General features: G+C 59.2%; 20 protein-coding genes. All 20 read left to right on the top strand.

Going from position 1 to position 24,709, the window contains the following annotated elements; genetic code table 11:
• The first annotated feature begins 5 nt into the window (after positions 1-5).
• The 20 genes from E2F43_RS02515 to E2F43_RS19495 all read left to right on the top strand — a co-directional run bounded on the left by E2F43_RS02515 (position 6) and on the right by E2F43_RS19495 (position 24,701).
• Positions 6-797, top strand: coding sequence for an SDR family oxidoreductase (locus E2F43_RS02515; protein ID WP_133209290.1), 792 nt, complete (start codon positions 6-8; stop codon positions 795-797).
• 32 nt (positions 798-829) lie between these two features.
• Positions 830-2,032, top strand: a complete 1,203-nt coding sequence (locus E2F43_RS02510; RefSeq protein ID WP_133209289.1) for an acetyl-CoA C-acyltransferase — start codon at positions 830-832, stop codon at positions 2,030-2,032.
• A gap of 164 nt (positions 2,033-2,196) precedes the next feature.
• A complete protein-coding gene (locus E2F43_RS02505; protein ID WP_133209288.1) occupies positions 2,197-3,936 on the top strand; it encodes a GspE/PulE family protein in 1,740 nt (579 codons plus the stop codon).
• Between the two features lie 3 nt (positions 3,937-3,939).
• Complete coding sequence (locus E2F43_RS02500) at positions 3,940-5,145, top strand: type II secretion system F family protein (RefSeq protein WP_133209287.1); 1,206 nt, start codon at positions 3,940-3,942, stop codon at positions 5,143-5,145.
• Positions 5,146-5,260: 115 nt separating this feature from the next.
• Positions 5,261-5,695 (top strand): type II secretion system major pseudopilin GspG, encoded by a 435-nt coding sequence (gene gspG / locus E2F43_RS02495; protein WP_338054577.1) that lies wholly within the window; start codon positions 5,261-5,263, stop codon positions 5,693-5,695.
• A 31-nt stretch (positions 5,696-5,726) separates the two neighbouring features.
• The gene (locus E2F43_RS02490) at positions 5,727-6,200 is read left to right on the top strand and encodes a prepilin-type N-terminal cleavage/methylation domain-containing protein (RefSeq protein WP_133209285.1); all 474 of its coding nucleotides are present in this window, start codon (positions 5,727-5,729) and stop codon (positions 6,198-6,200) included.
• Complete coding sequence (locus E2F43_RS02485) at positions 6,187-6,582, top strand: type II secretion system protein (protein WP_133209284.1); 396 nt, start codon at positions 6,187-6,189, stop codon at positions 6,580-6,582. Before E2F43_RS02490 ends, E2F43_RS02485 begins: the two co-directional genes overlap by 14 nt.
• Positions 6,569-7,168 (top strand): PulJ/GspJ family protein, encoded by a 600-nt coding sequence (locus tag E2F43_RS02480; RefSeq protein WP_238946710.1) that lies wholly within the window; start codon positions 6,569-6,571, stop codon positions 7,166-7,168. Before E2F43_RS02485 ends, E2F43_RS02480 begins: the two co-directional genes overlap by 14 nt.
• Positions 7,168-8,007, top strand: coding sequence for a general secretion pathway protein GspK (locus E2F43_RS02475; RefSeq protein ID WP_133209283.1), 840 nt, complete (start codon positions 7,168-7,170; stop codon positions 8,005-8,007). The genes E2F43_RS02480 and E2F43_RS02475 overlap by 1 nt, the downstream gene beginning before the upstream one ends.
• A gap of 22 nt (positions 8,008-8,029) precedes the next feature.
• Positions 8,030-9,043 (top strand): PilN domain-containing protein, encoded by a 1,014-nt coding sequence (locus E2F43_RS02470; protein ID WP_133209282.1) that lies wholly within the window; start codon positions 8,030-8,032, stop codon positions 9,041-9,043.
• Entirely contained in the window at positions 9,040-9,609 is a 570-nt protein-coding gene (gene gspM, locus E2F43_RS02465) for a type II secretion system protein GspM (RefSeq protein WP_133209281.1), read from the top strand. The genes E2F43_RS02470 and gspM overlap by 4 nt, the downstream gene beginning before the upstream one ends.
• Positions 9,606-10,298 (top strand): hypothetical protein, encoded by a 693-nt coding sequence (locus E2F43_RS02460; RefSeq protein ID WP_133209280.1) that lies wholly within the window; start codon positions 9,606-9,608, stop codon positions 10,296-10,298. Before gspM ends, E2F43_RS02460 begins: the two co-directional genes overlap by 4 nt.
• Before the next feature lie 29 nt (positions 10,299-10,327).
• Complete coding sequence (gene gspD, locus E2F43_RS02455; RefSeq protein ID WP_133209279.1) at positions 10,328-12,484, top strand: type II secretion system secretin GspD; 2,157 nt, start codon at positions 10,328-10,330, stop codon at positions 12,482-12,484.
• A 256-nt stretch (positions 12,485-12,740) separates the two neighbouring features.
• Positions 12,741-13,169: a hypothetical protein gene (locus tag E2F43_RS02450; protein ID WP_238946709.1), complete on the top strand. Its 429-nt coding sequence runs from the start codon at positions 12,741-12,743 to the stop codon at positions 13,167-13,169.
• Positions 13,170-13,265: 96 nt separating this feature from the next.
• Positions 13,266-14,825 carry a hypothetical protein gene (locus tag E2F43_RS02445; protein ID WP_133209278.1) on the top strand — a complete coding sequence of 520 codons (1,560 nt, stop codon included), beginning with the start codon at positions 13,266-13,268 and terminating at the stop codon, positions 14,823-14,825.
• A 103-nt stretch (positions 14,826-14,928) separates the two neighbouring features.
• Positions 14,929-15,822 (top strand): peptidylprolyl isomerase, encoded by an 894-nt coding sequence (locus E2F43_RS02440; protein ID WP_165954160.1) that lies wholly within the window; start codon positions 14,929-14,931, stop codon positions 15,820-15,822.
• Entirely contained in the window at positions 15,819-16,748 is a 930-nt protein-coding gene (locus E2F43_RS02435; protein WP_133209276.1) for a glycosyltransferase family 2 protein, read from the top strand. Before E2F43_RS02440 ends, E2F43_RS02435 begins: the two co-directional genes overlap by 4 nt.
• A gap of 67 nt (positions 16,749-16,815) precedes the next feature.
• Positions 16,816-20,379 (top strand): glycosyltransferase, encoded by a 3,564-nt coding sequence (locus tag E2F43_RS02430; protein ID WP_133209275.1) that lies wholly within the window; start codon positions 16,816-16,818, stop codon positions 20,377-20,379.
• A gap of 38 nt (positions 20,380-20,417) precedes the next feature.
• Positions 20,418-22,370 (top strand): sulfotransferase family protein, encoded by a 1,953-nt coding sequence (locus tag E2F43_RS02425; RefSeq protein ID WP_133209274.1) that lies wholly within the window; start codon positions 20,418-20,420, stop codon positions 22,368-22,370.
• 33 nt (positions 22,371-22,403) lie between these two features.
• A complete protein-coding gene (locus E2F43_RS19495; protein WP_338054576.1) occupies positions 22,404-24,701 on the top strand; it encodes an AmpG family muropeptide MFS transporter in 2,298 nt (765 codons plus the stop codon).
• The last annotated feature ends 8 nt before the right edge of the window (positions 24,702-24,709 follow it).

Below are 24,709 nucleotides of genomic sequence, written 5' to 3'. Positions count from 1 at the left end.
ACGAGATGGATTTAAAGACACCTGAATACGTACCCGGCCACGGGCTGCTCAAGGGCAAGTCTGCGCTGATCACGGCCGCAGCGGGCGCCGGGATCGGGTTTTCTGCGGCGACCCGGGCAGCCGAGGAGGGCGCCCGGGCCATTGTCCTCAGTGACATCCATCCGGGTCGGCTGGAAGCGGCGGTAGATAAACTGAAAGCAGACACCGGCCTGCAGGCTGTCTACGGGAAGATCGCAAATGTGGCCGTCGAAGCCGACGTGCAGGCGCTGGTGGATTTTGCCGAAGAGCGCCTGGACGGTGTCGATGTGCTGATCAATAACGCGGGCCTCGGCACCTCCCGGCCGCTGATCGAGATGGAAGACGACGAGTGGAACAAGGTGATCGATGTGACGCTCAACGGCACCATGCGCATGACCCGCTACATGATGAAAGTCATGAAGGCCCGCGGCAACGGCGGTGTCATTGTCAACAATGCCTCGGTGCTCGGCTGGCGGGCCCAGCAGGAGCAGTGTCACTATGCGGCGGCCAAGGCAGGGGTGATGGCGCTGACCCGCTGCGCTGCGATGGAGGCGGCCGCGTTCAATGTGCGTATTAATGCGGTGTCCCCTTCCATTGTGTTGCATCCCATGTTGCGCAAGTCGGCCTCGGAGGAGTTACTGGCGGAGCTCGAAGCGAAGGAAGCCTACGGGCGTGCGGCCCAAGCCTGGGAGGTCGCCAACGTGATGATGTTCCTGGCCTCTGACTATTCCAGCTACATGACCGGCGAGATCGTATCCTGTTCCAGTCAGCGCGCCTGAACCCAACCCCCCTTTTTCAGCGGAGATAAACCATGAGAGAAGCAGTGATTGTATCCACCGCCAGAACCGGTCTGGCCAAGTCCTTCCGCGGTGGTTTCAACGACACCGAGGCCCCGGCCATGGGCGGTCACGTGGTTAGGGCCGCGGTGGAACGGGCGGGAATCGACCCGGCCGAAGTGGATGATTGTATTTTCGGGGCGGCCGCCCAGCAGGGCACCCAGGCCTACAACATTGGCCGGCTCAGTGGCATAGCCGGCGGCCTGCCGGACAGCGTTGCAGGCATGTCCATCGAGCGGCAGTGCTCCTCCGGGCTGATGTCTATCGCCACGGCGGCAAAAAGCATCATGTGCAATGAATACGATATCGCCGTAGCCGGTGGCGTGGAGTCCATCTCCCTGGTGCAGACCAAGCACAAGAATGCCTACCGCAATGTGTCCAAAACGGTAACGGCAATCGATGAGACCGCCTACATGCCCATGCTGGAGACGGCCGAGGTCGTCTCCGAGCGCTACGGCATCAGCCGCGAGGCCCAGGACATCTACTCCCTGCAAAGCCAGCAGCGGACCGCCGCAGCCCAGGACGCGGGCCTCTTTGACGACGAGATTGTGCCCATGAACACCGTCAGGGCCGTGTTCAACCGGGAGACAAAGGAAACCAGTTACGAGGATGCGGTGGTGGATCGCGACGACTGTAATCGCCCGTCTACAACCCTGGAAAGCCTGGCCGGGCTGGAGCCGGTGTTCAAGGATGGACAGTGGGTGAAGCAGGGCAGATTCATCACTGCCGGCAATTCCTCACAGCTGTCGGACGGCGCCTCAGCCTGTGTGGTGATGGACGCGGCGCTGGCCTCTCGCAAGGGACTGTCTCCGCTGGGAATCTATCGCGGTCTGGCGGTTGCCGGCTGCAAGTCAGACGAAATGGGAATAGGTCCCGTTTTTGCGGTACCGAAGCTGCTCGAGCGCCACGGCCTGTCGGTAGCCGATATCGATTTGTGGGAACTCAATGAAGCGTTTGCCTGCCAGGTCATTCACTGTCGCGACGAACTGGGTATTGATAATGAAAAGCTCAATGTCAACGGTGGCTCCATTTCCATCGGTCATCCCTTCGGCATGAGCGGCGCTCGCATGGTGGGGCACGCCCTGCTGGAAGGCAGACGCCGGGGGGCAAAACTGGTGGTGGTTACCATGTGTATCGGCGGCGGTATGGGCGCCGCGGGACTTTTTGAAGTCGCATGATCACCACAGCGTAACCACGCTCACCTGATTCAATTGCCCCGGGCCGGTCTCGGGGCCGCAACTTTCACGCTCATTTTCTGTCCTAGCAGTGCTACAATGGCGCGGACTTTGCCGCGTATGTTATTGAAACGCGGTTGAATTTTGTGCAGTGGCACAGGTGGGCGATGAAAAAAATCGGCGAACTGCTGGTAGAACAGGGCAAGGTCTCGGAACGGGATGTCGAGCGCACGCTGCTGGCCCAGAGCGAGATGGGCGAGATGTTCGGCCAGGTGCTGGTAAAGCTGGGCCTGGTATCCGAGCTGGATTTTGCCGAGGTGCTGAGCCGGCAGCTGGGCATTCCCCTGTTGGCGGCGGCGGACTACCCGGAAGAGGTGATCCGGCTCGACGAGGTGGCTGAGGATTTCCTGTTTTCCAATGCGGTAGTGCCCGTCGCCCGGTCAGAAGAACGGGTGAAATTCGCTGCCGCCGTTCCCCAAGATCCTTTCCTCAGCAAGGCTCTGGGCATGGCGCTGGAAAAGCCGGTGGAGATCGTGCTGGGTCTTGAGTCGGATATCAACCGCGCATTCCAGCAGTATCTGCAAGCCGATTCGGGCGACGAAGAGGACGAGCTGAACGACCAGTTTGCCGGCCAGAGCGACGATGAATTCATCGAGCACCTCAGGGATCTGGCGAGCGAGGCGCCGGTCATTCGTCTGGTAAACCAGATTATCCACCGCGCTGTGGATATGTCGGCCTCGGACATTCACATCGAGCCCTTTGAGGATGGGCTGCACCTGCGCTACCGGGTGGACGGCGTATTGCAGGAGCATCCGGATGCCCCGGCGCCAAGCCTCGCGCCCGCCATCGCCTCCCGTATAAAACTGCTCTCGCAGATGAATATTGCCGAGCAGCGGCTGCCACAGGATGGCCGCATCATGACCCGGGTCAAGGGACACGAACTGGACTTGCGGGTATCGACAATACCCACGGTGCACGGTGAGAGCATTGTTATGCGGGTGCTGGACCGGGAGAGTATCCGCCTGAGCCTGCCGGACATGGGGTTCAGCGAGGACACCTTGAAGCGTTACCAGGAATTGCTGAGCCGGCCCCACGGTGTTTTGCTGGTAACCGGCCCCACCGGCTCCGGTAAGACCACCACACTTTATGCCTCGCTGGCCTCGCTGGATTCGGATTCGCTGAAAATCATCACCGTTGAAGATCCGGTGGAGTATCAGTTGCAGGGCGTGAACCAGATCCAGGTGCAGCCCCAGATTGAACTGACCTTTGCCCGCGCCCTGCGCTCCATTCTGCGCCAGGACCCGGACATCATCATGATTGGTGAGATGCGCGACACCGAGACTGCCCAGATCGGGGTGCAGTCGGCACTGACCGGTCACCTGGTGCTCTCGACCCTGCATACCAACACCGCCGCCGGCGCCATTACCCGTCTTGAGGATATGGGAGTGGAGCGCTACCTCATTACATCGGCGGTGAACGGGGTGCTCGCCCAGCGCCTGGTGCGCAGATTGTGCGGTTCCTGCAAGGAAACCGTGAGCCTTTCCGACGAGGCCATCGCCCAGTCCGGCATTGCCGCTTACCTGGCCTCCGGGCAGCGTGAGGTCTACCGCGCGGTGGGATGCTCTGAGTGCATGGACACCGGGTATAGCGGCCGCACCTCGATTCATGAACTGTTTCCGCTGGATGATGAAATGCATCGGGTCATTATGAGCGGCGCCGATGCCACTGTGCTGCATGCGGCTGCCCGGCGACAGGGTATGGTCACACTCTATGAGGACGGACTGCGCAAGGTTGCGGCGGGCCTGACGTCGATGGAAGAAGTGTTGCGGGTGACCCAGGACCAGAGCGAGACCGGAGCGACACCCGAGGCCGGGGACCTTGCCCCGGCACAGCCGGTGACCGCCTGACGTATGGCCTCGTTCACCTACAAGGCGGTCGGTCGGGACGGTAAAGCCCGGCAGGGAGTTATCGAGGCCGACGGGCAGGAACTCGCCACCCGCCAGTTGCGTTCCCAGGGCCTGACACTGCTGAAGCTGGAGCGGGGCGGTGACCTGGCCGAAACGGAGAAGTCCCGGGGCAAACCTCCCGGTCGCCAGGATGTGCTGTCCATGACCTCGGAACTGGCGGTGCTGTTGCGTGCCGGACTGCCCCTGGACCGGGCGCTGAAAGTGCTGATTGATATGGCGGTCCAGCCGCAGATGCAATTGCTGCTCAATGAATTGCTCAAGGCGGTAAAAGGCGGCAAGCCGCTGTCCTCTGCCATGCTGCCCCACGAAGAGATTTTCGGGTCTTTCTATATCAGCATGGTGCGCTCGGGGGAGGCCAGTGGCCAGCTCTCGGAAGTACTGGACCGGCTGGTCGAGTACCTCGAGAACGCCAAGGCCAATCGTGACAACGTGGTTTCGGCACTGATCTACCCGGCCATCCTGCTGGTGGTGGCGGTGCTTTCCATTGTGTTGATGCTGGGCTTTGTGGTGCCCCAGTTCGAGAGCCTGTTCGAAGATATGGGCGATGCCCTGCCAGGGTTGACCCGGATGGTGCTCGGCGGTGCCGACTTCATCAAGTCCTGGGGCTGGTTGCTGGCGATAGTGTTGATTGGCGGTGGCATAGCGTTCCGCAACTGGTCGGCAACGGAGGAAGGAAGGGCGGCGATTGACAGGCGCATGCTCCGTTTACCGCTGGCCGGCGGAATTATCTTCGAATTTGAAGTGTCAAAATTTGCCCGGACTACGGGAACTCTGGTGGGTAACGGGGTGTCTCTGTTGAAGGCGATATCAATTGCCATCGGTACTGTTGACAACAGGGTGATCCGTGATTCCCTGCAGGTACTGCCGCCGGCAGTAAAGTCCGGCAAGCGGATGTCGGTGGCGTTGGAGGAAACCGGTATGTTCACTCCCATGGTGATACAGATGGTGCGGGTGGGCGAAGAATCCGGCAGTCTTGACAGGATGTTGCTGGAGCTGGCAAAGGTCTTTGATGATCACGTGCAGTCGGGCGTCAAGCGCGGCCTGTCGTTGCTGGAGCCGGTACTGATCCTGACCATGGGGGCGATTATTGCGGTAATCATTATTGCCATCCTGATGGGGATTCTGTCGGTAAACAACCTGGCGGTTTGATGCCGGAAAACCAGGAGGGGAAGTCCGTCGCGTCTTTGTCGTGGCAGGCTACAGGAAGAACAAAACCAGGAGATGGGCTGATTCGCCAATCTCCAGAGAAATAGGAATGAAACCAATGAGCCGTCACCAAGCAAATCGCAGTCAACGCCAACGAGGCTTCACCCTGATGGAACTGCTGGTGGTGCTGGCCATTCTCGGCCTGTTGATGAGCCTGGTGGGTCCGCAGGTGCTGAACCAGCTCGGCGGCGCCAAGACCAAGACCGCAGGTATCCAGATCAAGGACCTGGAGCAGGCACTGGAAATGTACAAGCTGGATGTGGGTCGTTTCCCTTCCACCTCGGAAGGACTGGAGTCGCTGGTGAAAAAACCCGGCAATGCCAGCGGCTGGAACGGCCCCTATCTCAAGTCTGACGTGCCGCTGGATCCGTGGAACCGCGAGTACAATTACAAGTATCCCGGAGAACACGCGGAAGTGGATATCTTTTCCTACGGCGCCAATGGTTCTCCCGGTGGCGAGGGCGAGGACGCCGACGTCGGGAACTGGAAGTAACGCGTCCCGTCGCGTCAACGTCACCCCCCCCATGACTGCCCTCCAACCCAGTTTTTCCAGACGGGGGCAGCTCGCCTTTACCCTGGTGGAGATGATGGTCGCTCTCGCCATCGTCGGGCTGTTGATGGCCGTGGCCGTTCCCGGTTCCATTCGTATGTATGAATCCATGCAGTATCGCCAGGCCGTGCGCGACGTGCTGACCACGCTGGCCGATGCCCGGCACCGGGCGGTGGACCAGGGCAGGGCGCAGGACGTGGCGTTCGATCCCGGGCGCCGGCAGGTAAGTTTTGCTGACGATATCCAGCAGCTCCCGGAAGGGTTCCAGTTGACTGTTACCACGGCAGAAGAGGTCAATCGCGAAAATCTCGGCGTTATCCGCTTTTATCCGGAAGGGAGTTCCACCGGGGGTGACGTGGATATCGCGACTCCCACCGGGCGGGGTGTGCGCATATCGGTGGACTGGTTAATGGGCGGAGTATCCCAGAGTAGCTATGACGCCAACTAGTCGCCAGTGCGGATTTTCATTGCTGGAGATGTTGGTAGCCATCTCCATACTGGCGTTGGCGCTGGGCTCGCTTTACCAGGCGGCCAGCGGTGCAACGCGCAACGTGCGTACCTCGGAGCGTTACGCCTATGGGGTGGAGCTGGCCCGATCGCTGCTGGCGGACAACGCGATGGTACCCCAGCAGGGCGTGAATGCGACCGGTGAAACGGCGGCAGGTTACCAGTGGCGGGTGGAATCACAGCCCCGCGATTTGCGCCGCAGCGGCATGGGCCGGGCCCAGTTGCACGACATCGAGGTGGGGGTCGCCTGGTTTGATGGCAGCAAGCGACGGGAAATCGTCCTGAATTCCGTGGTGGAGGCCTACTCTCGTGAACGCCGCTAGCAACGAACGCGGCTTCACCCTGGTGGAGGTCATGGTGGCCCTCACTATTCTCACCATGGTGTTGCTGGCAACAGTGACCGGGATGCGAACGCTGGGGAACACCCAGGTCTCCATCGAGCGGGCGACTTCCAGGGTGGATGAGATTCGCACCGTCAGCGAGTTTTTGCGTGATTTGATGGAGTCCACGATAGTGGGTGGCAAGGGCGGTTTGACCATGGGCGGCGGCGCTCGTGAAGCGACCTACTTCCGTCTTTCAGAGGGTGCCGTGGAGTGGAAAACCAACATACTGTTTGGCGAGGCTTATGGCGGGGCGCACGTTGTTCGTATTGCGAAGGAGGGCGATCAACTCGTGCTGCGCTGGCTGGAGCCCAGCACAGCGAGGCCAGATGCGGAGCTCTGGGCCCAGGCCCCGGCCAGAACCCTGGTCAGTGAGATACAGGAATTCTCTGTCGCTGTCAGGGAACAGTATTGGCTGGACTGGCAGCAGGACCGGAAAGAGAGCGCGACTGCGCCAGCCCTGTTGCGGCTGCAAATCAAGTCCTCGGGAAGATTCTGGCCCGACCTGATCATGCAGGTACAGCGTTGATGGTTGCCCAGCGCGGGGTGGCTCTGGCCATCGTGGTCTGGTTTATCGCAGGCATGTCGCTGCTGGTTGCCGGTATTGTCGCCCACGCCAGAATCGATACCCGTACAACCCAGATCCACCTGGCGCGAGCAAAGGCAATCGCAGCTGGAGACGGGGCTATTTACCTTGCCATGATGGAGCGTGACCAGGGTTTTGAATCCAGCGGGCAGGGCCCGATGATTTCTGACACCCGGCATCGCCTTGGAGAGCTCGAGGTGAGAGTTCAAATCGCCCCGGCTTCTGGCTTCGTTGATCTCAATAAAGCCTCTGAGCAGGTCATGGCTGCGCTGTTCAGTTTTGCGGGAGGGCTGGAGACCGGGGAGGCGAAAATCGTAGCAGACAATGTGGTAAAGTGGCGCCTCAATCAGGGGGCGCAACAGGAACGAAGGTTCTCGAGGGCAGGCTCGCGAACATTTTATTCTCTGGAAGACGTACTGCGGGTCGACGGTGTCAGTCGTGCCTTGCTGGATGGCATTCGTGACTATGTCGCTGTCGGCAGCTGGACCTCGGGTAGCATGAACTGGAGTGCCTCTCCCGGTGATATGATGGAAGTGTTGACAGCGCTCAACCCAGAGCAGTCGGATTCTATTGGCAGGCGCCGGGAAGCCATGTCTCAGGCTGGAGGTAGTCGAGTCACCAGGCGCGCTACCAACACCGGAGCGTTTCGCGCCGACGCCTATGTCGAATACGGCGGTAGAACCTGGCTGCGTCGCCGGTGGCTGCGGCGAGAGTCAGGCGGCGATTCCAGCCTGCCATGGCGCGTGGTGCGGACAGAGGCCCCGCGAGTCGTGGCCACATAACGAATAATGGAGAGGGCCTTGAATGTTTGAGTCGGGTCAGAACTGGGAGCTGTTCGGCTATGATATGCGCAACGTTGGCAAGCACTTTAAGGCTGCCTGGCGAGAGCTTTTGTGGGCATACGATTCGCCGGTACGCTCTCATCTCGACGAACCGGTAAGCCTCCGTTCTCCCTCTGGCGTGAGTTGTTACCAGGCGGGCCAGCCCTGTAGTGACGTGGAAACCAGCTGTGTTGCGGTAGTTTTGCCTGACGAACTGGTGCTAACCAGAACGTTACGGCTGCCGGCCGCGGTTGAAGCAGACCTGGAAAGCGTGCTCGCATTAGAGGTAAATTCCAGCAGTCCCTTTGCCGCCGCCGACACCGGTTATGGCTGGACCCTGGTCACCCGGGATGAGCAGTTCCTGCATCTCATTCTGGTCATCGTATCCCTGAGCTCGGCGATGACCTATATCGGCCATGAGTACGGCAGTCACGACGCCCAGGCCCAGGAGGCCTGGGTCGAAGTCGAAGACAGGATGATCGTCGTCCGTGGCTTCGGTGAGCATCGAAGGGAAGATTGCTATCGTCGCCGCCTGTTCAAGGTCGCTACGATGCTGGGCGCGGCGGCCCTTGTCCTGCTGCTGGTAGCCGCTAGTGGCGCGGGTTTCAAAAAATTGGAGCTGGAAAATCTGGAGGCAATAGCCGTAGTTGCCGAGCGGGAAGCGCAACAGGCGACGCGAATGCGTAATGCGCTCAATGCTGCCAATGAAATGACCGGGGCGGTTGAACAAGTGAGTCGCCGCTATCCCAGCCCGCACCTCGAGCTGGCCAGGCTCAGTCAGCTTTTGGCGGACGATGCTTACGTGGAAAGACTCGCCGTGAATGGCCAGGAGATAGACCTGCGCGGCCGTGCGGCCGATGCCGCTGGTGTGATGCAGTTGCTGACCAAACAAACCGAGTACGCTGCGGTGACGGCCGCCAGTGCGATACGCAAGATACCCGGTACCAACCTCGAACAGTTTCACCTGAAAATCCAGCTGAAAGGGGCTGCCATATGATCGCCTGGGCAAAAGCTCACCCCCGAAGCGCTGCCATTTGTGGCGCCACCCTGGTGCTGCCCGTCTTGCTCTACCTCAATGTACTGTTCGGCGCCTGGGGGCTCCGGGTGGAATATGCTGCCGATGTTGACAGGCTAGGCCCAAAAATCGCCCGCCTGAAAGGTATTCAGCAGGTCGAGCAGCAGCTGCGTGAATCCTCTGGTCTGGTACAGCAACAGAATGCGCGGCTGGTTTATCCTGCAACAGCAGAGAGAACCTCGGTGGCTGCTGCCATGCAGTCGGAAGTGCGCCAGTTGCTGGAAGATGCTGGCCTCACGGTGAGTAACAGCCAGGTCATGCCGGTGCGGGAGGAAGAGAAGTTTGATTACATCGGTGTAAAATTGACCGTTGCCGGTGATGTTGCCAGCCTGGACCGGGCTCTGGTGCAGCTTGCTGAATTCGCGCCGCTGGTTATCGTAGAGTCGCTGGACATCTGGCCCACTCGCCAGCGCGCTCGCCAGGGCGAAGCTGCAGTGCAGGACGCAACAGCTTCCCTCAAGTTGTTGTCTCTGAGGTCGGTAATATGAACCTGGGCCATCGCTACCGCAATCTGGAAAATCCGCTGCGTGCCGAGCGGCGCGTAGAGCTGGTTTTAATCGCTGTCGTTCTGCTGCTCATCGTACAGTTCCTCTGGGGTGGTTTCAGGTCGCTGTTTCCCTTTGTACCCGACCCGGTGCAACCGCGGGCAAAATCCCTGCAAGTAATCCAGTTGGGGATCAGTGAGCAAATTGACCCGGAGATGCGGGCCCAGATAGCCGCCCGCCCGCTGTTCTGGCCAGGCAGAAGACCATTGGAAGCAATGTCCGAGGCGGAATCGGTGGCGCAAGCTCAGGCGGACTCATCGGAAGAACAGAAGCCAGGCAAGATCGATGGGGTAAAACTCACCGGCGTGTTCGGTAGCGGTGACGCCGCTGGTATTATTGTGCTGGCCAAGGGCAAGAAGCGCCGGGTGATGGTCGGTGAGGAAGTCAACGGCTGGGAGCTGCAATCGGTAGAGCCTACTGAGGCACTGTTAAGCACGGGTGATCGCAAGGCCAGTCTGGTGTTGAGGCAGGGCGCTATTGAGAAGCCACAGTCTGGTGATGAAGCAGCTCCCGCTGGGTCTGATGGCTCTGCAGGGGAGGCCAGGAAAGCAAAAAGCCAACCTGGTGCTACGCAAAAAAAGAGCAACGACACCCTGACCCTGGGAAGGCGCGCTCCCAGCAATAAGACTTAAATCAAAACGATATGAACAGGCCGACAGGAATGAAAACTTCGAGATTTATCGCTGCAATTGCGCCACTGCTGCTGGTTAGCAGTTGTACCACCATCAGTGGCACGACATCCATGGATGTCGCGTCGGGCGAGTCCCCGGCAGAAGCAGAAGCCAGCCTGGCCTCGTCGGCCTCCGAATTGGCGATCACCGCATTGGATGAGAAGGATGAAAAGGGCACTCAGCAGGCAGTGGTCTACAAGGGTACTGACCGGCATGTGAAGATGCCCGAGCAGCAGGAGCCAATCCGTTTCATCGGTGACGATGTAAGCCTGAATTTCGAGCAAGCGCCCTTGAGTGAGGTGACTCACGCCATCATGGGGGATATTCTCAAGTTGGACTACGTGGTGGATCACCCGGTTCAGGGCCAGGTCACCCTGCGCACCCGGACCCCGATTCCACGCGACCAGTTGCTCAACGTGCTCGAGTCGTTGCTCAAGGCCAACAATACCATCATGATCCGCGGCGCCGATGGCCGTTATCTGGTGACCGGCAGTAATCGCGGCACCAAGCTGGCACCCCGGTTGAATAACCCCAGAGACACCGCGGCAGGGTATTCGACCGTCATTGTGCCCTTGCATTACATCAGTGCGGCCAACATGGCGGAAATTCTCAAGCCGGTAGCGGATGAGTCTGCTTTCGTCCGGGTCGACAAGTCGCGCAACCTGCTGATGCTGGCCGGTACCCGGACCCAGCTGGATGGCTGGTTGGATATTGTCTCGACCTTCGATGTGGACCAATTGGCCGGCATGTCGGTGGGGCTATTTCCGCTCGAGAACAGCAGCGTTGAAGAAGTCTCGCTGGCTCTGGAGGCGATGATGAACACCCAGGAGGGTGGAGGTAGCCTGAAGGACATGATTCGGGTAGTGCCAGTCGAACGCCTGAACAGTATCCTGATCGTGACGCCGCGCGCTCACTACCTGGATAGCGTTCAGGAGTGGATTGAGCGCCTCGATGCCGCCCATTACACCGAGTACGATCAGCGTCTTTATGTTTACCCGGTACAGAATACAACGGCCAGCCGGCTGGCAAAGCTGATCAACAGCATTTACTCGGGCCAGGCCGGTGGCGGCCAGTACGGCGACCGAGGTCCGGGCGATGAGGCCGGTGTTGCGCCGGGTATGTCGCCGGAAACGGTGGGTTCTTCCGCTGGCGGTTCATTTGGTAACAGGCGGCAGTCGTCGGGCTCGACCGTTACCAACATGACCGTCGAGGGTATGTCTGGCGGTCGAGACGCGGTTGCCGATGTGAGGGTGGTTGCAGATGACGATAACAATGCGCTGATGATATACGCCACGGCAATGCAGTACAGGTTGATCGAGTCCGCCCTTGACCAACTCGATGTTGTGGCGACACAGGTGATTATCGAAGCCAGCATCATGGAGGTAAGCCTGACCGACGAGCTCAATTATGGACTGGAGTGGACATTCAAGAACGGGCTCGGCAGTGATTACAGTGGAGAGGGTTTCCTTTCCAGTGTCGCTGACGCGACCGCTCCGGCATCCATTGCGCCCGGGTTCTCCTATACGGTGACGAACTCCATTGGCGACGTCAGTGCGGTATTGAATGCACTGGCCAAGGAAAGCCTGCTGAATATCATTTCCTCACCCTCGGTCATGGTGCTCGACAATCACTCGGCGTACATTCATGTGGGTAATCAGGTGCCTATTATTGATTCGCAAACGGAATCACTGGCCAGTGACTCCGGACGGGTCACCCAGTCGATCAGCTATCGCGACACCGGGGTGAAGCTGGAGGTAAGGCCCTCGGTGAACGCGGGTGGTCTGGTGACCATGGATGTGATGCAGTCGGTGACCGATGTCGGTGAAATCGACGCTGCCACCGGTCAGCGTGCCTTTCTCGAGAGAAATATCGAGAGTCGGGTCGCGGTCCGCTCCAATGAATCTGTCGTGCTGGGGGGCTTGATCCGCGAGAATGCCAGCACCGCCTCCCAGGGGGTGCCCTGGCTGCACAATATCCCGGTCATTGGGTCTCTTTTTGGTACGGACTCTGACACCTCAAACCGTACCGAGTTGCTGGTCATCATTACCCCGCGGGCGCTGTACAACGAGTCCGAATTGAGGGACGTCAGTAAAGAGATGCGAGCCCGGATTCGTAATTTGGAGCTTATTGACCCTGGCAATCTGTGATTGGCGCCGTTTATCGGTAAATGGTACTTTTCACGAACCGTGAGTTGCGCGACCCGCAGGCGCACAAAGCCGGTAATGCATCGGATGGTGGCAGCGTGCTCATTCCAGCGGACGGCGGGTGCCGCACGCTTCGCCCACGGTGGTCTGCTCTGCACAAATTCGCCGTCGGCCTGGCGTGACCCCCAGAGTCATACACAGCGGCGGAATATTCGCGTATAATCGCGCCCTCTTTTCTCAAATGGTTAACAAAAACAGTATGTTACGTATCGTATACGGGTCTGTGCTGGTGGTTGTCGGTCTCTGGCTGGGGGGCTGTGCCGAACGCGCTGAGCTGACGCCTGAGCAGATCGCGACCCTGGAAGCACGGGTTGAGGCGCGCTGGCAGGCGCGCATTGCCCACGACTGGGGCAAGGCCTGGGAGTACAGTTCGCCTGCTTACAGAGAAGTTTTCCCTAAGCAACTGTATGTCAAAAAGTTTTCCTATACGGCGAACTGGGAGTTGACAGGGATTGAGGTAACTCACTATGATCCCTCTGCAGCTGTAGCGAGTGTGGTGGTTCGGGTCATGTCCAAGCCAACCAAACAAACCTCTGCAGCGGCTAAAGCGTTAGGTGCGATGCCCCGCGAACTGCACGAGAGGTGGATCCTTGTCGACGGTGAGTGGTGGTTTGGTGCCAACTATTAGCTGTTTTGTAGGTTGACAGCTGGCTGCAGCTGGCAATAATAGCGCTAGCAACGTGTTAAATTGTTGTAAAAAAGACTAAATATTAGGAGTCTCCTTATGAACGTAAACTTTAAGCCTCTTGGCCTGGCAGCAGCAGTTGCTGCGGCCTCCGCTGGCTACGCGGGCGCGGTAAGCGCCCAAGCGACTGTTGCCTCAGAAACCGAACTCGGTGACCTGGCAATCGTCCCCTACTACACCGTGATGGATGGTTATGCCACCGGTGTTAACATCATCAACACTTCCGATCAGACCCAGGTGCTGAAGTTCCGCTTCCGTCGCGCTGTTGACTCGATGGATGCCCTGGACTTTAACGTTGTCCTGTCTCCGCAGGACGTGTACACCGGTTTCATTGGCTTGGACGGTGATGACATCACCTGGACATCCAACGACAACAGCTGTACGGCACCGGACTACAACACTGGCGACAACAAGTTCACCATGCCTCCGATCTATCGCGAAGGCGCGGAAACTGGTTACATCGAAATCATCAGCATGGGTTCGCCTGACAGCGAAACTGCGCCGATCGCCAAGGCCGCCAAGCATGGCGCTGACGGCGTTCCCGCCAACTGTGATGACGTTCGCGATAACTTCTTCGCCAACGTACTTGGGACAGGCGTTGCGGATCTGACAGACCGCGGGGTGATCGACTCTGAGACGACTCACCAGTTCACCACTACAGCAGCCGGTGAGGTTCTGGAGGCCACTTCCTACGTGGCATCCGCTGACTCATTGAAGGTGTCCTACTTCATCAAGTCCGACGAAACTGGCGTGGAATTCGGTGACAACGCCATCCACATTGCAGGGTTCATGGATGGTCCAGCAATGACCAACCAGCAGCAGGGTATCTTCTCTGGTGACTTCCAGGGCTTTGACCATCCCGACCTGAACGGTGGTGCGCCTCTGGATTTCGTTACAGGCGCAGCTGGTACCCCTCGCGGTAAGTACAATGAACTGCGTGCGATTCTGGGTACAGAAGCGCTGATCAACGACTGGTCCAAGAACACCATCGAAGCCCTGGGTGCGACTGTGGACACTGACTGGGTTGTTACCATCCCGGGCCAGTACACCATGCTCGCGTTGGGTGCTTACCTCACAGAAGGTCCTGATGCCTGTCTGCGTCAAACCGCAGCCGATATCGCCAATGCGGCTAACCCGACTTCTCCGGTTGGTGACGTGGTTCCTTGTGACTTCCGCGATATTCCGCTGACAGCCACATTCGATGTCTACGATCGTGAAGAGCAGGGCATTGTCGTTGAGGAAGGTGACCTGGTTGTGTCTCCCCAGCCTCCGGTAATCTCTACTCCCAAGGCGCTGAAGGACGAAGTTAACGTCATTCAGTGGGGTGAGTCGCCTGTGCTGAACGCGCCGGTAACCATCTCTGTAGATACTCCGGATGGCGCCAAGTTTGGTTGGGCGAGCCTGTCAACAGAGCCTGCGGATAGCAACCTGATGATCTGTGACATCGACTTTAACGCTCAGGCGTATAACTGTATGGACCGTGCTATCGGTGATACCCCGATTGTTGGCTTCGTGGCCTGGCAGCGTGCATTCGCTGCGAACCCGGGTTCCAACTACGGCCGTATCGTTGAGCACAGCCGTGTGCAGTCTGCTCCGTAAACACGGGTAGTAAAGCGTAGTATCAAGAGCCGACACCTTCGGGTGTCGGCTTTTTTTATCGTGTGATTTTATGAAACTGGGAGCATAGTTGCTGCAGATGAACATGTTGAAGTGTCTTTTTAGTGCCCTGCTGCTGGTAGTTCCAGCCCTGCCTGCCATGGCGCAGAATATTGTCGTGCAGGATGGCGAATTCGCATTAACCGAAAGCGAGCTTGCCTATCTGGTGAGTCGCTGGACCCAGCAGATGCGGGATTCGGCGATTGGCGACGACGGAGACCGGCTCGAATTGCTTAACCTGTCTCTGGCCAACAAGAAACTGGCCGCCGAGGCGGAAAACATTGCCGAACAGGACCCGGATGTCACCTGGCAGTACCGGCTGGGCCTCGAAGCCTACCAGCGGGATTTTGCCTTGCGCTGGTATCGCGATCAGGTGGAAGTCCCTGACTTTACCGAACTGGCGCAAGAGCAGTACACCCTCAATCGTGATAAGTATGCGTTGATTCCGGAACGCCGTATTTCGTCCCACATACTTTTTTCGGCCCCGCCAGGGGTGGTGAGAGATGACTTGCTGGTGAAGGCCCAGGGAGTACTGGACCAGCTGCGCGAGGGCGCTGACTTTGTCGAGATGGTGGAAACCTATTCCGGCGAACCGGGCGCCGCCGAGAAACAGGGCAAATTTGACCGCTGGCTGAAGTTTGGCGAAATAGGCGTGACACCGCCCTACACCGAGGGGCTATTCACCATCGAGAAAATAGGCGATTACTCGGAACTGGTGCAAACCGAATTCGGCATCCATATTATTCGCCTCGACGGAATCCAGGAGCAATCCTACAAGTCGTTCGAGGATGTAAAGGACGACATCGTCAAAGAGTTGGAGGCTGAATACATCCAGTTGGCGATGAAGGACTATGTCGGGCAGTTCAACATGTCTGATGATGTCATCATCGACCACGAGGCGGTTGAAGCAATCCTGGCGCCCTACGCCAAACAGGAGTGACCGGCAGCAAACCAGAAGTCGCTGTCCTGCTGTGCACCCATAATGGCAGCGACTTTTTGGCCGAGCAACTGGAATCAATTGACCGACAGCAGGGTGTCTCAGTCAATTTATTCGTCTCTGATGACGCTTCAACCGACGGCACCTGGGAAATGCTGCAAGCGATAGCCCGGTCGAACAAATCCCCTGGGCTGCATTTGCGCCAGGGGCCGGCCAGCGGGTCTGCGAAGAATTTTCTCTCCCTCCTTTGTGATGAAAATATTGTCGCTGACTACTATTGCTTCGCGGACCAGGATGATATCTGGGATAGCGACAAGCTGACCCGGGCGATAGCAAAAATGCAGCAATCCGATGATCGCCTGGCCACCTTATATTGTGGTAGAACGCGGTCACTGTCCGTAACAGGCCAGGTCACCGGCCTGTCTCCCCTGTTCAGGAAAAAAGCCGCTTTCGCCAATGCCCTGATACAGAATATCGGCGGAGGCAATACCATGGTCATGAATGATCCCGCGCGAACTTTGTTGCTCAGGGCCGGGATACGGGACGCTGTCAGCCATGACTGGTGGGCTTACCTGCTGATCAGCGGTGCCGGCGGTAAGGTGATTTATGATCCGCAGCCCTACGTGAGTTACCGGCAGCACGCCGGTAACCAGATCGGGGCGAATACCGGAATGGGACGACGTATAAGTCGATATTTGGGTGTTCTGGGCGGCAGAAATCGCTGCTGGAATGACCGCAATATTGCCGCCCTGGAGGCCTGTGCCGAGTTGCTTGAGACACACAATCGCGATTTGTTACTCGTATTCAAACAATGGCGTCAAGAAGGCGTTATAAAGCGACTTTCCGGGTTGAGGACTATCGGTCTTTACACGCAGACGTTCTGGGGAAATTTGGGTCTGCTTTGCGCGACAATTCTAAAAAAAGTCTAGGCTATGTGCGTATAATGGCGGCCGAATATTACCGGACGTAAAGTAGCCCGGATTACTTTGGATTCGAATGGCAAATCCCCGAAAACTGATCGTCGTCCTTGGCGCACACAGGTCCGGCACCTCACTCTGTGCCGCGGCCACCGAAGCCCTCGGGGCTGACGTCTGCCTGGGTGAGCACTACGCCAACGAGGAAAACCGCAAGGGCTTCTTCGAGCACCCGGACATCGTGGCATTCAACAACGCCCTGCTCGCCGAACTGGGCGGTAGCTGGGACAACCCCTTGTTTGATGGCGCCGCCGCGCTTGCCGACAGAGACGTGGGGGGCTGGCGGGATACAGCCCGCGACCTCGTTGCCGGCATCTATGGCGAGGCCGCGGTTGCGGTCATCAAGGATCCCCGCATCTGCCAGCTGCTGCCGTTCTGGGACGCGGTGTTGGTCGATTCCGGTTACGCCAGGGAAAACATTTTCTACCTGCATACCCTCAGGAACCCGGTGGAGGTTGCCCTGTCCCAGCAGCGGCGGGCCGCGTCGAACCGGGACTTTTACGAGTTTGGCAGGCGCCTGCCGGAGGGCGCGGCGCTGTGGTTTTCGCTCACGGCACAGTCCCTGCTGGCCAGCAGGGACTTGCCGGTGTTCTACCTCTCATACGAGGCGCTACTGACCGAGCCGCAACAGGTGCTGCCGGCGCTGGCGGGCTTTACCGGCCTGCAGCCCGACCCGGCTGTGGCAGCGGAGTTCTGCGACAGCTTCGTGGACCCGGCGCTGTACCGCAGCAGCGCCACTGAAGAAGCGCGCAGTGAACTGGCCAGGGCATTCCCCGAACTGCTGGAGTTGTGGGGGTGTGCCCGTGAGCTGTCAGGCGAGGCCAGGGCTACTCTGCCCGGCGTCATTGACCAGTGCCGGTGGATTTACGAGCGGGACGATACCCGCCAGCGCATCAGCGATATTGTCGCCCCCGCGTTTTCACGCCTTAGCGAATCTGCCCGGGAAGACCGGCTGGCGCTGACCCGGTCCGCGGAAGTGCTTGCCGATTGTGAGCAGCAGGTGGCGGAACTCAAGGACAACGGCGAACGCATGCAGGCGGAGCACCAGCAGGTTGTAAGCCCGCTGCGCGATGAGCTTGCCAACGCGCAACAGGGTACCCGGGCGCTGCGGCAGCAGTTGGACGCGCAGGAGTCCGAGATTGCCCGCCTGGCGGAGATCGCCGAGGCGAACCGGCTCGGCATGGTGGAGCTCAACGAGCAAAAGAGCCAGCTGGAGACTGAAACGCTGCAACTGAGCGGGGAACGTGACCTTTATCTCGACCAGCGGGATGAGTTTATCGAGCGGGTCCGGCAGATGGAAAATTCCACCTCCTGGAAGCTGACCCGGCCGCTGCGCAGTCTCAGCTTCAGGCTGCAGCGGTTGCGGGATTCGCTTGCCCGTAACTGGGTGCAGTTCCGCCTGAAAGCCATCCTGGTCTACCACCGTATGAGCCTGCGCCATCCCGGTGTTGCCTGGACCATCCGGCGGCTGGTGCGGCCGGTCTTTCGCCTGGCCAATCGCCTGTTCGGGGTAGCCCCGAGGGATTTGCACACGCCACAAAGTAGTGGCCTGTTATCGCCAATGCTGTACCAGCAGCGGGAAGCAACTGAGGAGTTCGCCCCGCTGGTCAGCGTGATCGTGCCCAATTACAACCATGCCGACTACCTTGAGTTGCGGCTGGAATCGATTTTCTCCCAGACCTATGAGCACTTCGAGGTTATTCTGCTGGATGACGCCTCGACCGACGCAAGCGCCGACCTGCTGCGGAAATACCACCAGCGCTACCCGGACAAGTCGACGCTGGTGATCAACGAGGAGAACTCCGGCGGTGTATTTCACCAGTGGGAGCGGGGGCTCAACCTGGCCCGCGGAGACATCGTCTGGATCGCCGAGAGTGACGACTGGTGTACCGAAAACTTCCTCGCCACACTGGTGCCCTATTTTGAAAATGAGGCCATCATGCTGGCCTATGCCCGTACCGTGTTCATGGATGGCGAAGGCGAACGGCAGATCTGGTCCATCAATGAGTATCTGCACGACATCGACCCCCAGCGCTGGAATCACACCATCCTGGCGACCGGCCCACAGATTGTTCGCGAGGCTTTCGCGGTCAAGAACATCGTGCCCAACGTCAGCTCAGCGCTGTTCCGCACCCCCCGCCAGCTGGAGATACTGGCAGACCCCGAATGGCGGCAGATGAAAACCTGCGGCGACTGGGTGTTGTACCTGCACCTGTTGCGTGGTGGCATGCTGGCTTACTCACCGGAGGCCTGTAATTACTACCGGATCCACGGTGAAAACACCTCGGTCGGTTCCTACTCGCAGGACGCTTTTTACCGTGAACACGAACTGGTAGCCCGCACCGTACAGCGATATTTCGAGGTGCCCGACTCGGTCTTCGAGACCCTGCGGGACAATCTGGAAATTCACTGGCGGGAGACCCGCGGAGACTACAGCGACGAGGCGCTGGAATCCTGCTTCAGCCTCGCCCGGATTGCCGAGGGCGAGGCCCGGCGCGCCCCGAACCTGCTGATGGCGTCTTACGCCTTCTGCTCCGGCGGGGGAGAGACTTTCCCGGTGAGTCTCGCCAATATCATGAAAGGTAGCGGCTACAACGTGACCTATCTGGACTGTGACCGGGAGCCGAGGCTGGAAGGCGTGCGGCGCCGGCTGCGAGCCGATATACCGATCGTCTCGGATTTCAGCCAGCTGGAACGCATTATCGCCGATTTTGACATCGAGGTGATTCACTCCCACCACGCCTGGATGGACAGCACTATCCTGGATATTCTGCCCGAGGATGTGGACTGCAAGACGGTGGTGACCCTGCACGGGATGTACGAAACCATCAATGAATACGACCTCAAGCCGATTCTGCCCAGGCTGGTCAAACGCAGCGCCCGGCTGATCTATGTGGCGGAGAAGAACCTCGACGCCATCCGCCGTCACCAGTTGCTGGACTATGCCCGGCTGGAACGTATCGACAATGCCCTGGAACTGGCCGATTTCGAGCCACTGCAGCGCAGCGCGCTGGGGATCCCCGAGGACGCGTTTGTCCTCACCCTGGTCAGTCGGGCCATGGAAGAGAAAGGCTGGCGCGAAGCGATTGAGGTGGTAGACCGGGCCCGTCGCCTTACCGGCAGGGATCTGCACCTGCTGTTGGTGGGCGATGGGCCCGAGTATGACCGGCTGAAAACCGAAGCGCTGCCCGCGCACGTGCACCTGGAAGGTTTCCAGCGCAATGTCCGTGGGTACTTTGCGGTGGCGGACCTGGGCTTTCTGCCGTCGAAATTCCGCGGCGAAAGTTTTCCGCTGGTAATTATTGAGTGCCTGCAGTCAGGGGTGCCTTTCCTTGCCACCGAGCTGGGAGAGATCGCCCGCATGCTGGACGGCCCCCAGGGGATGGCGGGCGCCGTCGTTCCCCTGGATGGTGATAAGATTGACATCCCCGCCATGGTCGACCTGTTGACGGTATTACTCACCGCCGGGGAAAACTACAAGGCAATGCAGGACGCGGTGCCGGGGGCGGCCGGGAAATTTGACCCGGCCATACTCGCCAGTAAACACGATGCGGTCTACCGGGCGGCGCTGGAAGTGACCGTCTGAGGCCATACCAGGGCCCGTCGTTTGAACAGAGAGAGATCATGAAGAAGAAACTATATCTGCATATCGGTATGGGTAAGACCGGTACCACTGCACTGCAGAATTTCTTCTGGGAAAACCGGAGGGCACTGGCCCGCAACGACGTTTGCTATCCCAAATACGGCACCGTCTCCAATGCCCATCACCTGCTTTCACCCCATGTGCCCCGATTTCTGGAAGATGAGTGGTCCTTCCAGTCGGTCGACGAGTGGGCGCCGCGACTGGTCAAGTCGAAGGAAAACAGAATCCTGCTCTCCTCGGAGTTGATGGCCTGGGCCGATGAAGCCAGGGCACGCAGGTTTTGCGCCCAGGTCTCGGCGCACTTTGACCTTACTGTCGTTGTCTACCTGCGCCGTCAGGACAACATCATCATGGCCAGCTACAACCAGCAGATCAAGGCGGGTCCCCAGCGCCGGCGGATTGACCTGATCTACCGCAAACAGATCGAGCGCTTTGATTTTCCCAAGATCCTGGCTCCCTGGTCCGATTCCCTGGAACCGGGGAAACTGATCGTACGCCCCTATGAGCGACAGCAGTTTCATGGGGGCGATATTCGCCGGGATTTCATGAAGCATGTCTTCAACCTGGAACTGGGCGAGGACTTTAACTTCAACGACCAGAACTCCAATCCGCGGCTGTCGCTGGCGGCGGGCGAATACAAGCGCATGGTCAACTGCCTGGTCGATGATGCCGACAGTAACCAGCGCTTCAACAGGGTTCTGATGGAGTACTCGGCCGAGCAGGATGCGTCCTCTACCAGCGTGTTTTCCAGCCAGTCGGTCCTGTCCCCCGCGCAACGGCTGGAAATCATCGAGGCGACACGGGAAGCTAACGAGTTTGTCGCCCGCAAGTATTTGTCGCGCCCGGATGGTCGCCTGTTTGAGGAGCCAGAACCCGAGCCCGACCAGGCATGGGACGGGCTGGACCTGTCCGAAGAAGCGGCTGCCGGGATGACTGACTACATCAGGGCCCGTGAGCCGCGGCTGCTGGATCATCTTGCCGAACAGATCGAGCATTACCGTAATGCTCTGGCTTACCAGAAGCGCCACGCGGCCCGGATCCTGTCCCGGAGTGTGCTGGGCGCGGCCGATGCCACCCCCGTGTACCGGGTGGAGTCGGGGGACGCCAGTCCGATTGTCATCGGTGGCGTTGGTGGCAGCGGCACCCGACTGGTAATCAGCCTGCTGCGCAAGATGGGCGTCTCTTTTGGCGGCGAGCTGAACGATTCACTGGATAATCTCTGGTTCAGCCTGTTGTTTGTCAGGCGCTCGATCCTGCTGCAGTCCGACGAAGAGATGGACAAGCTGGCCTGGCTGTTTACCAACGGCATGCGTCACGGCGTGGAACTCACCCAGGAGCTGAGGTCCCTGCTGGACGTTGCCTGTCAGTATGACCGCAGCCCGGTCATCCCCCGGGAGCAACTGCTGCAGGCCAGGGAATCCCTGCTCGCAGCCCCACTGAGGAATCGCCGGGACGAACACTGGGGCTGGAAAGAGCCCAACTCCCACGTGTTACTGCCCCAGCTGGATCGCTGTTTCCCGCAGATGAAGTTTGTGTACGTGATGCGTAATGGCCTGGATATGGCATTCAGCGACAATCACAACCAGTTGCAGTATTTCTGGGGCGACCTGATGCTGGAAGGAGACACCAGCCCCACGCCCCGGAACCTGTTGCGCTACTGGATTGCCTCGCACAAACGAATGCAGGGTTTCCGGCAGCGGCTTGGGCATCGCCTCCACTTCCTGAGTTTTGACCGCCTGTGCCTGGACCCGGAAGGGGAACTGGAAGCGCTGCGGGAATTCGCCGGCATCCAGATCAGCAAGAAGGTAATGGCGCAACTGGCTGACAAGGTGTCGCCGCCAGCGACCATGGGGCGCTTTCGCAATCACGACCTGTCCATTTTTGACCCGGCTGACGTTGAGTTTGTTCGCCAGCTGGGTTTCGACGTAGAGTGAACTCACCCGGCGCAGTGACAGGGGCTGTCGATCTTGGTTGAGGGGAAGGGCGACTGGCGAGCATCGGTGTTCAACCGGCGTATGCTCATTTGTGTGTTCACCGGATTTGCATCGGGCATGCCGCTGTATGTGCTGTTTCAGCTGGTGCCTGCCTGGCTGCGTGACGGGGGGGTATCGCTCGTCGAAATCGGCTTGTTTGCGCTGGTGGGCATTCCCTACACCTGGAAGTTTGCGTGGGCACCGCTCATGGACCGCTGGGTGCCGCCTTTTCTGGGGCGTCGGCGCGGCTGGATGCTGATTTTCCAGGTGGCGCTGCTGCTGAGCATCGCGGGACTGGGTGCTTTCGTGCCGGCCCGGGATACCGCCGTTATCGCCTGGATTGCATTTGCCGTGGCCTTTTTCAGTGCCAGCCAGGACGTCGCCCTGGACGCCTATCGGCGGGAAATACTGCCGGACGAGGAGCTGGGGTTGGGCAACTCTATTCACGTTCAGGCCTACCGCATATCCAGCCTGGTACCGGGGTCGCTGTCGCTGATCCTGGCGGACCACCTGCCCTGGAATAGCGTGTTCTGGATCACCGGCGGATTTATGCTGGTGGGTGTTGTGATGACGCTTCTGGTGGCCGAGCCGGACACCGAGTACCCACAGGCGGCAGGGCTGCGCGAAGCCGTGGTTGCGCCCTTTCGGGAGTATTTACAGCGCCGGGGTTGGCAGGGCGTGCTGCTGGTTCTGGGCTTTATGTTTTTGTACAAAATCGGTGACAACATGGCCACGGCCCTGGCCACGCCGTTTTATCTCGATCTGGGATTCTCCATGACCGAGATAGGCGCGGTGGCCAAGCATGCGGCCCTGTGGCCTGCGATCATTGGCGGCCTGCTCGGTGGCGGCCTGATGATCCGGCTGGGGATCAACCGCGCCCTCTGGTTGTTCGGTGTGGTGCAGGTAGTGAGTATCCTGGGGTTTGCCGTATTGGCCCAGGTTGGCCATTCCCTGTGGCTGCTGGCCACCGTCATCAGTTTCGAGTACCTGGGGGTCGGCATGGGCACAGCGGCGTTTACTGCCTTTATTGCCCGGGAAACCAGCAGGGTCTACGCCGCCGCCCAGTTCGCCCTCTTTACTGCCCTGGCGGCCTTGCCGCGCACCTTTGCCAACGCCAGCACCGGCATCATTGTCGAGCAGGTGGGCTGGGTTCAGTTTTTCCTGTTGTGTGCCGTGCTGGCCATTCCGGGAATGCTGATGTTGTTCTGGGTGGCGCCCTGGCGAGAGCGACCGGCGGCAGTGGCAAGGGCCTCAACCGGTCCCCGCACCGTCATTCTGCACGGTGGAATGCACAAAACAGGCTCCAGTGCGATTCAGGATTATCTGTACCAGCACCTGGATGATCCGGCGATAGAATATTTTTCGGCAGGCCGGGCAAACTCCTCGCTCACATTGCTGGAGGCGTTTCACACCCGTTTGGGGCGATTACCCGGCTACCGTGGCAAAAACTTGAGCGAGCAGCAACTGGTGGGCAAACAGCAGCAGGCGCTGACCCAGTTTCGGCGTCGCCTGCGGGAGACGACCAAGCCGACCGTCATCCTTTCCGCGGAATCCTTCAGCCTGCTTAATCACCAGGAGTGTGCCAGCCTGGCGGCTGAGTTGAGCGAGTACTTTACCGAGATCAGACTGGTGCTTTACATACGTCCGCTGCACTCAAGGGTGGAGAGCGCTTTTCAGGAAAAGTTGAAACAGCGCTTTATTCCGCTTGATCATAAAATCGTGGTTAACTTCAAGCGCCGCATTGATATCTACGACGAAATTTTCGGTCGCGATAACGTCATTATACGCGCCTATGATCGCGCCCTTTTCCCCGGAGGCAGTGTCATCAATGATTTTCTGGAGGTAGCCGGGGTCACAGCCAAAGCACCGGTCACCGCCCGTTCCAATGTAGGCATGAGTCTGCCGGCAGTACAGCTGCTATATACTTATCGCACCTATTTTCCCCGGGCAGAGCCCGGAGACCGCGAGCTGGTGGACCGCCTGACCACCTTGCCGGGGGAGTCTTTTCGTCTGCATCCAACACTGCTGCGAAAAATAGTGGTAGAGCGTGACGCGGCGAGCTACGAATGGTTACAGGAGCGAGCGAATATTTCCCTGCACGAGGAAACGCATCGGGAGGGTCTGCAGGTGGCGTCAGAGCAGGAGCTTCTGAACGTTACTATCAGCACTCTTGAGTGGCTGGAGGAGCAGACCGGCGGTCTCGTCGTAGCGAGTGCAAAACCTGGCCCTGGGGAAATCGCCATCGCCATGAAAACCTGGTCGACAACCCTGCGGGACAGTGGTGTATCGTAGTCAGTCAG

The sequence above is a fragment of the Seongchinamella unica genome (assembly GCF_004354085.1).
Lineage (GTDB): Bacteria > Pseudomonadota > Gammaproteobacteria > Pseudomonadales > Halieaceae > Halioglobus > Halioglobus unicus.
Note: the sequence above shows the minus strand (reverse complement) of the source record. Positions and strands in the feature narration are given on the sequence as shown.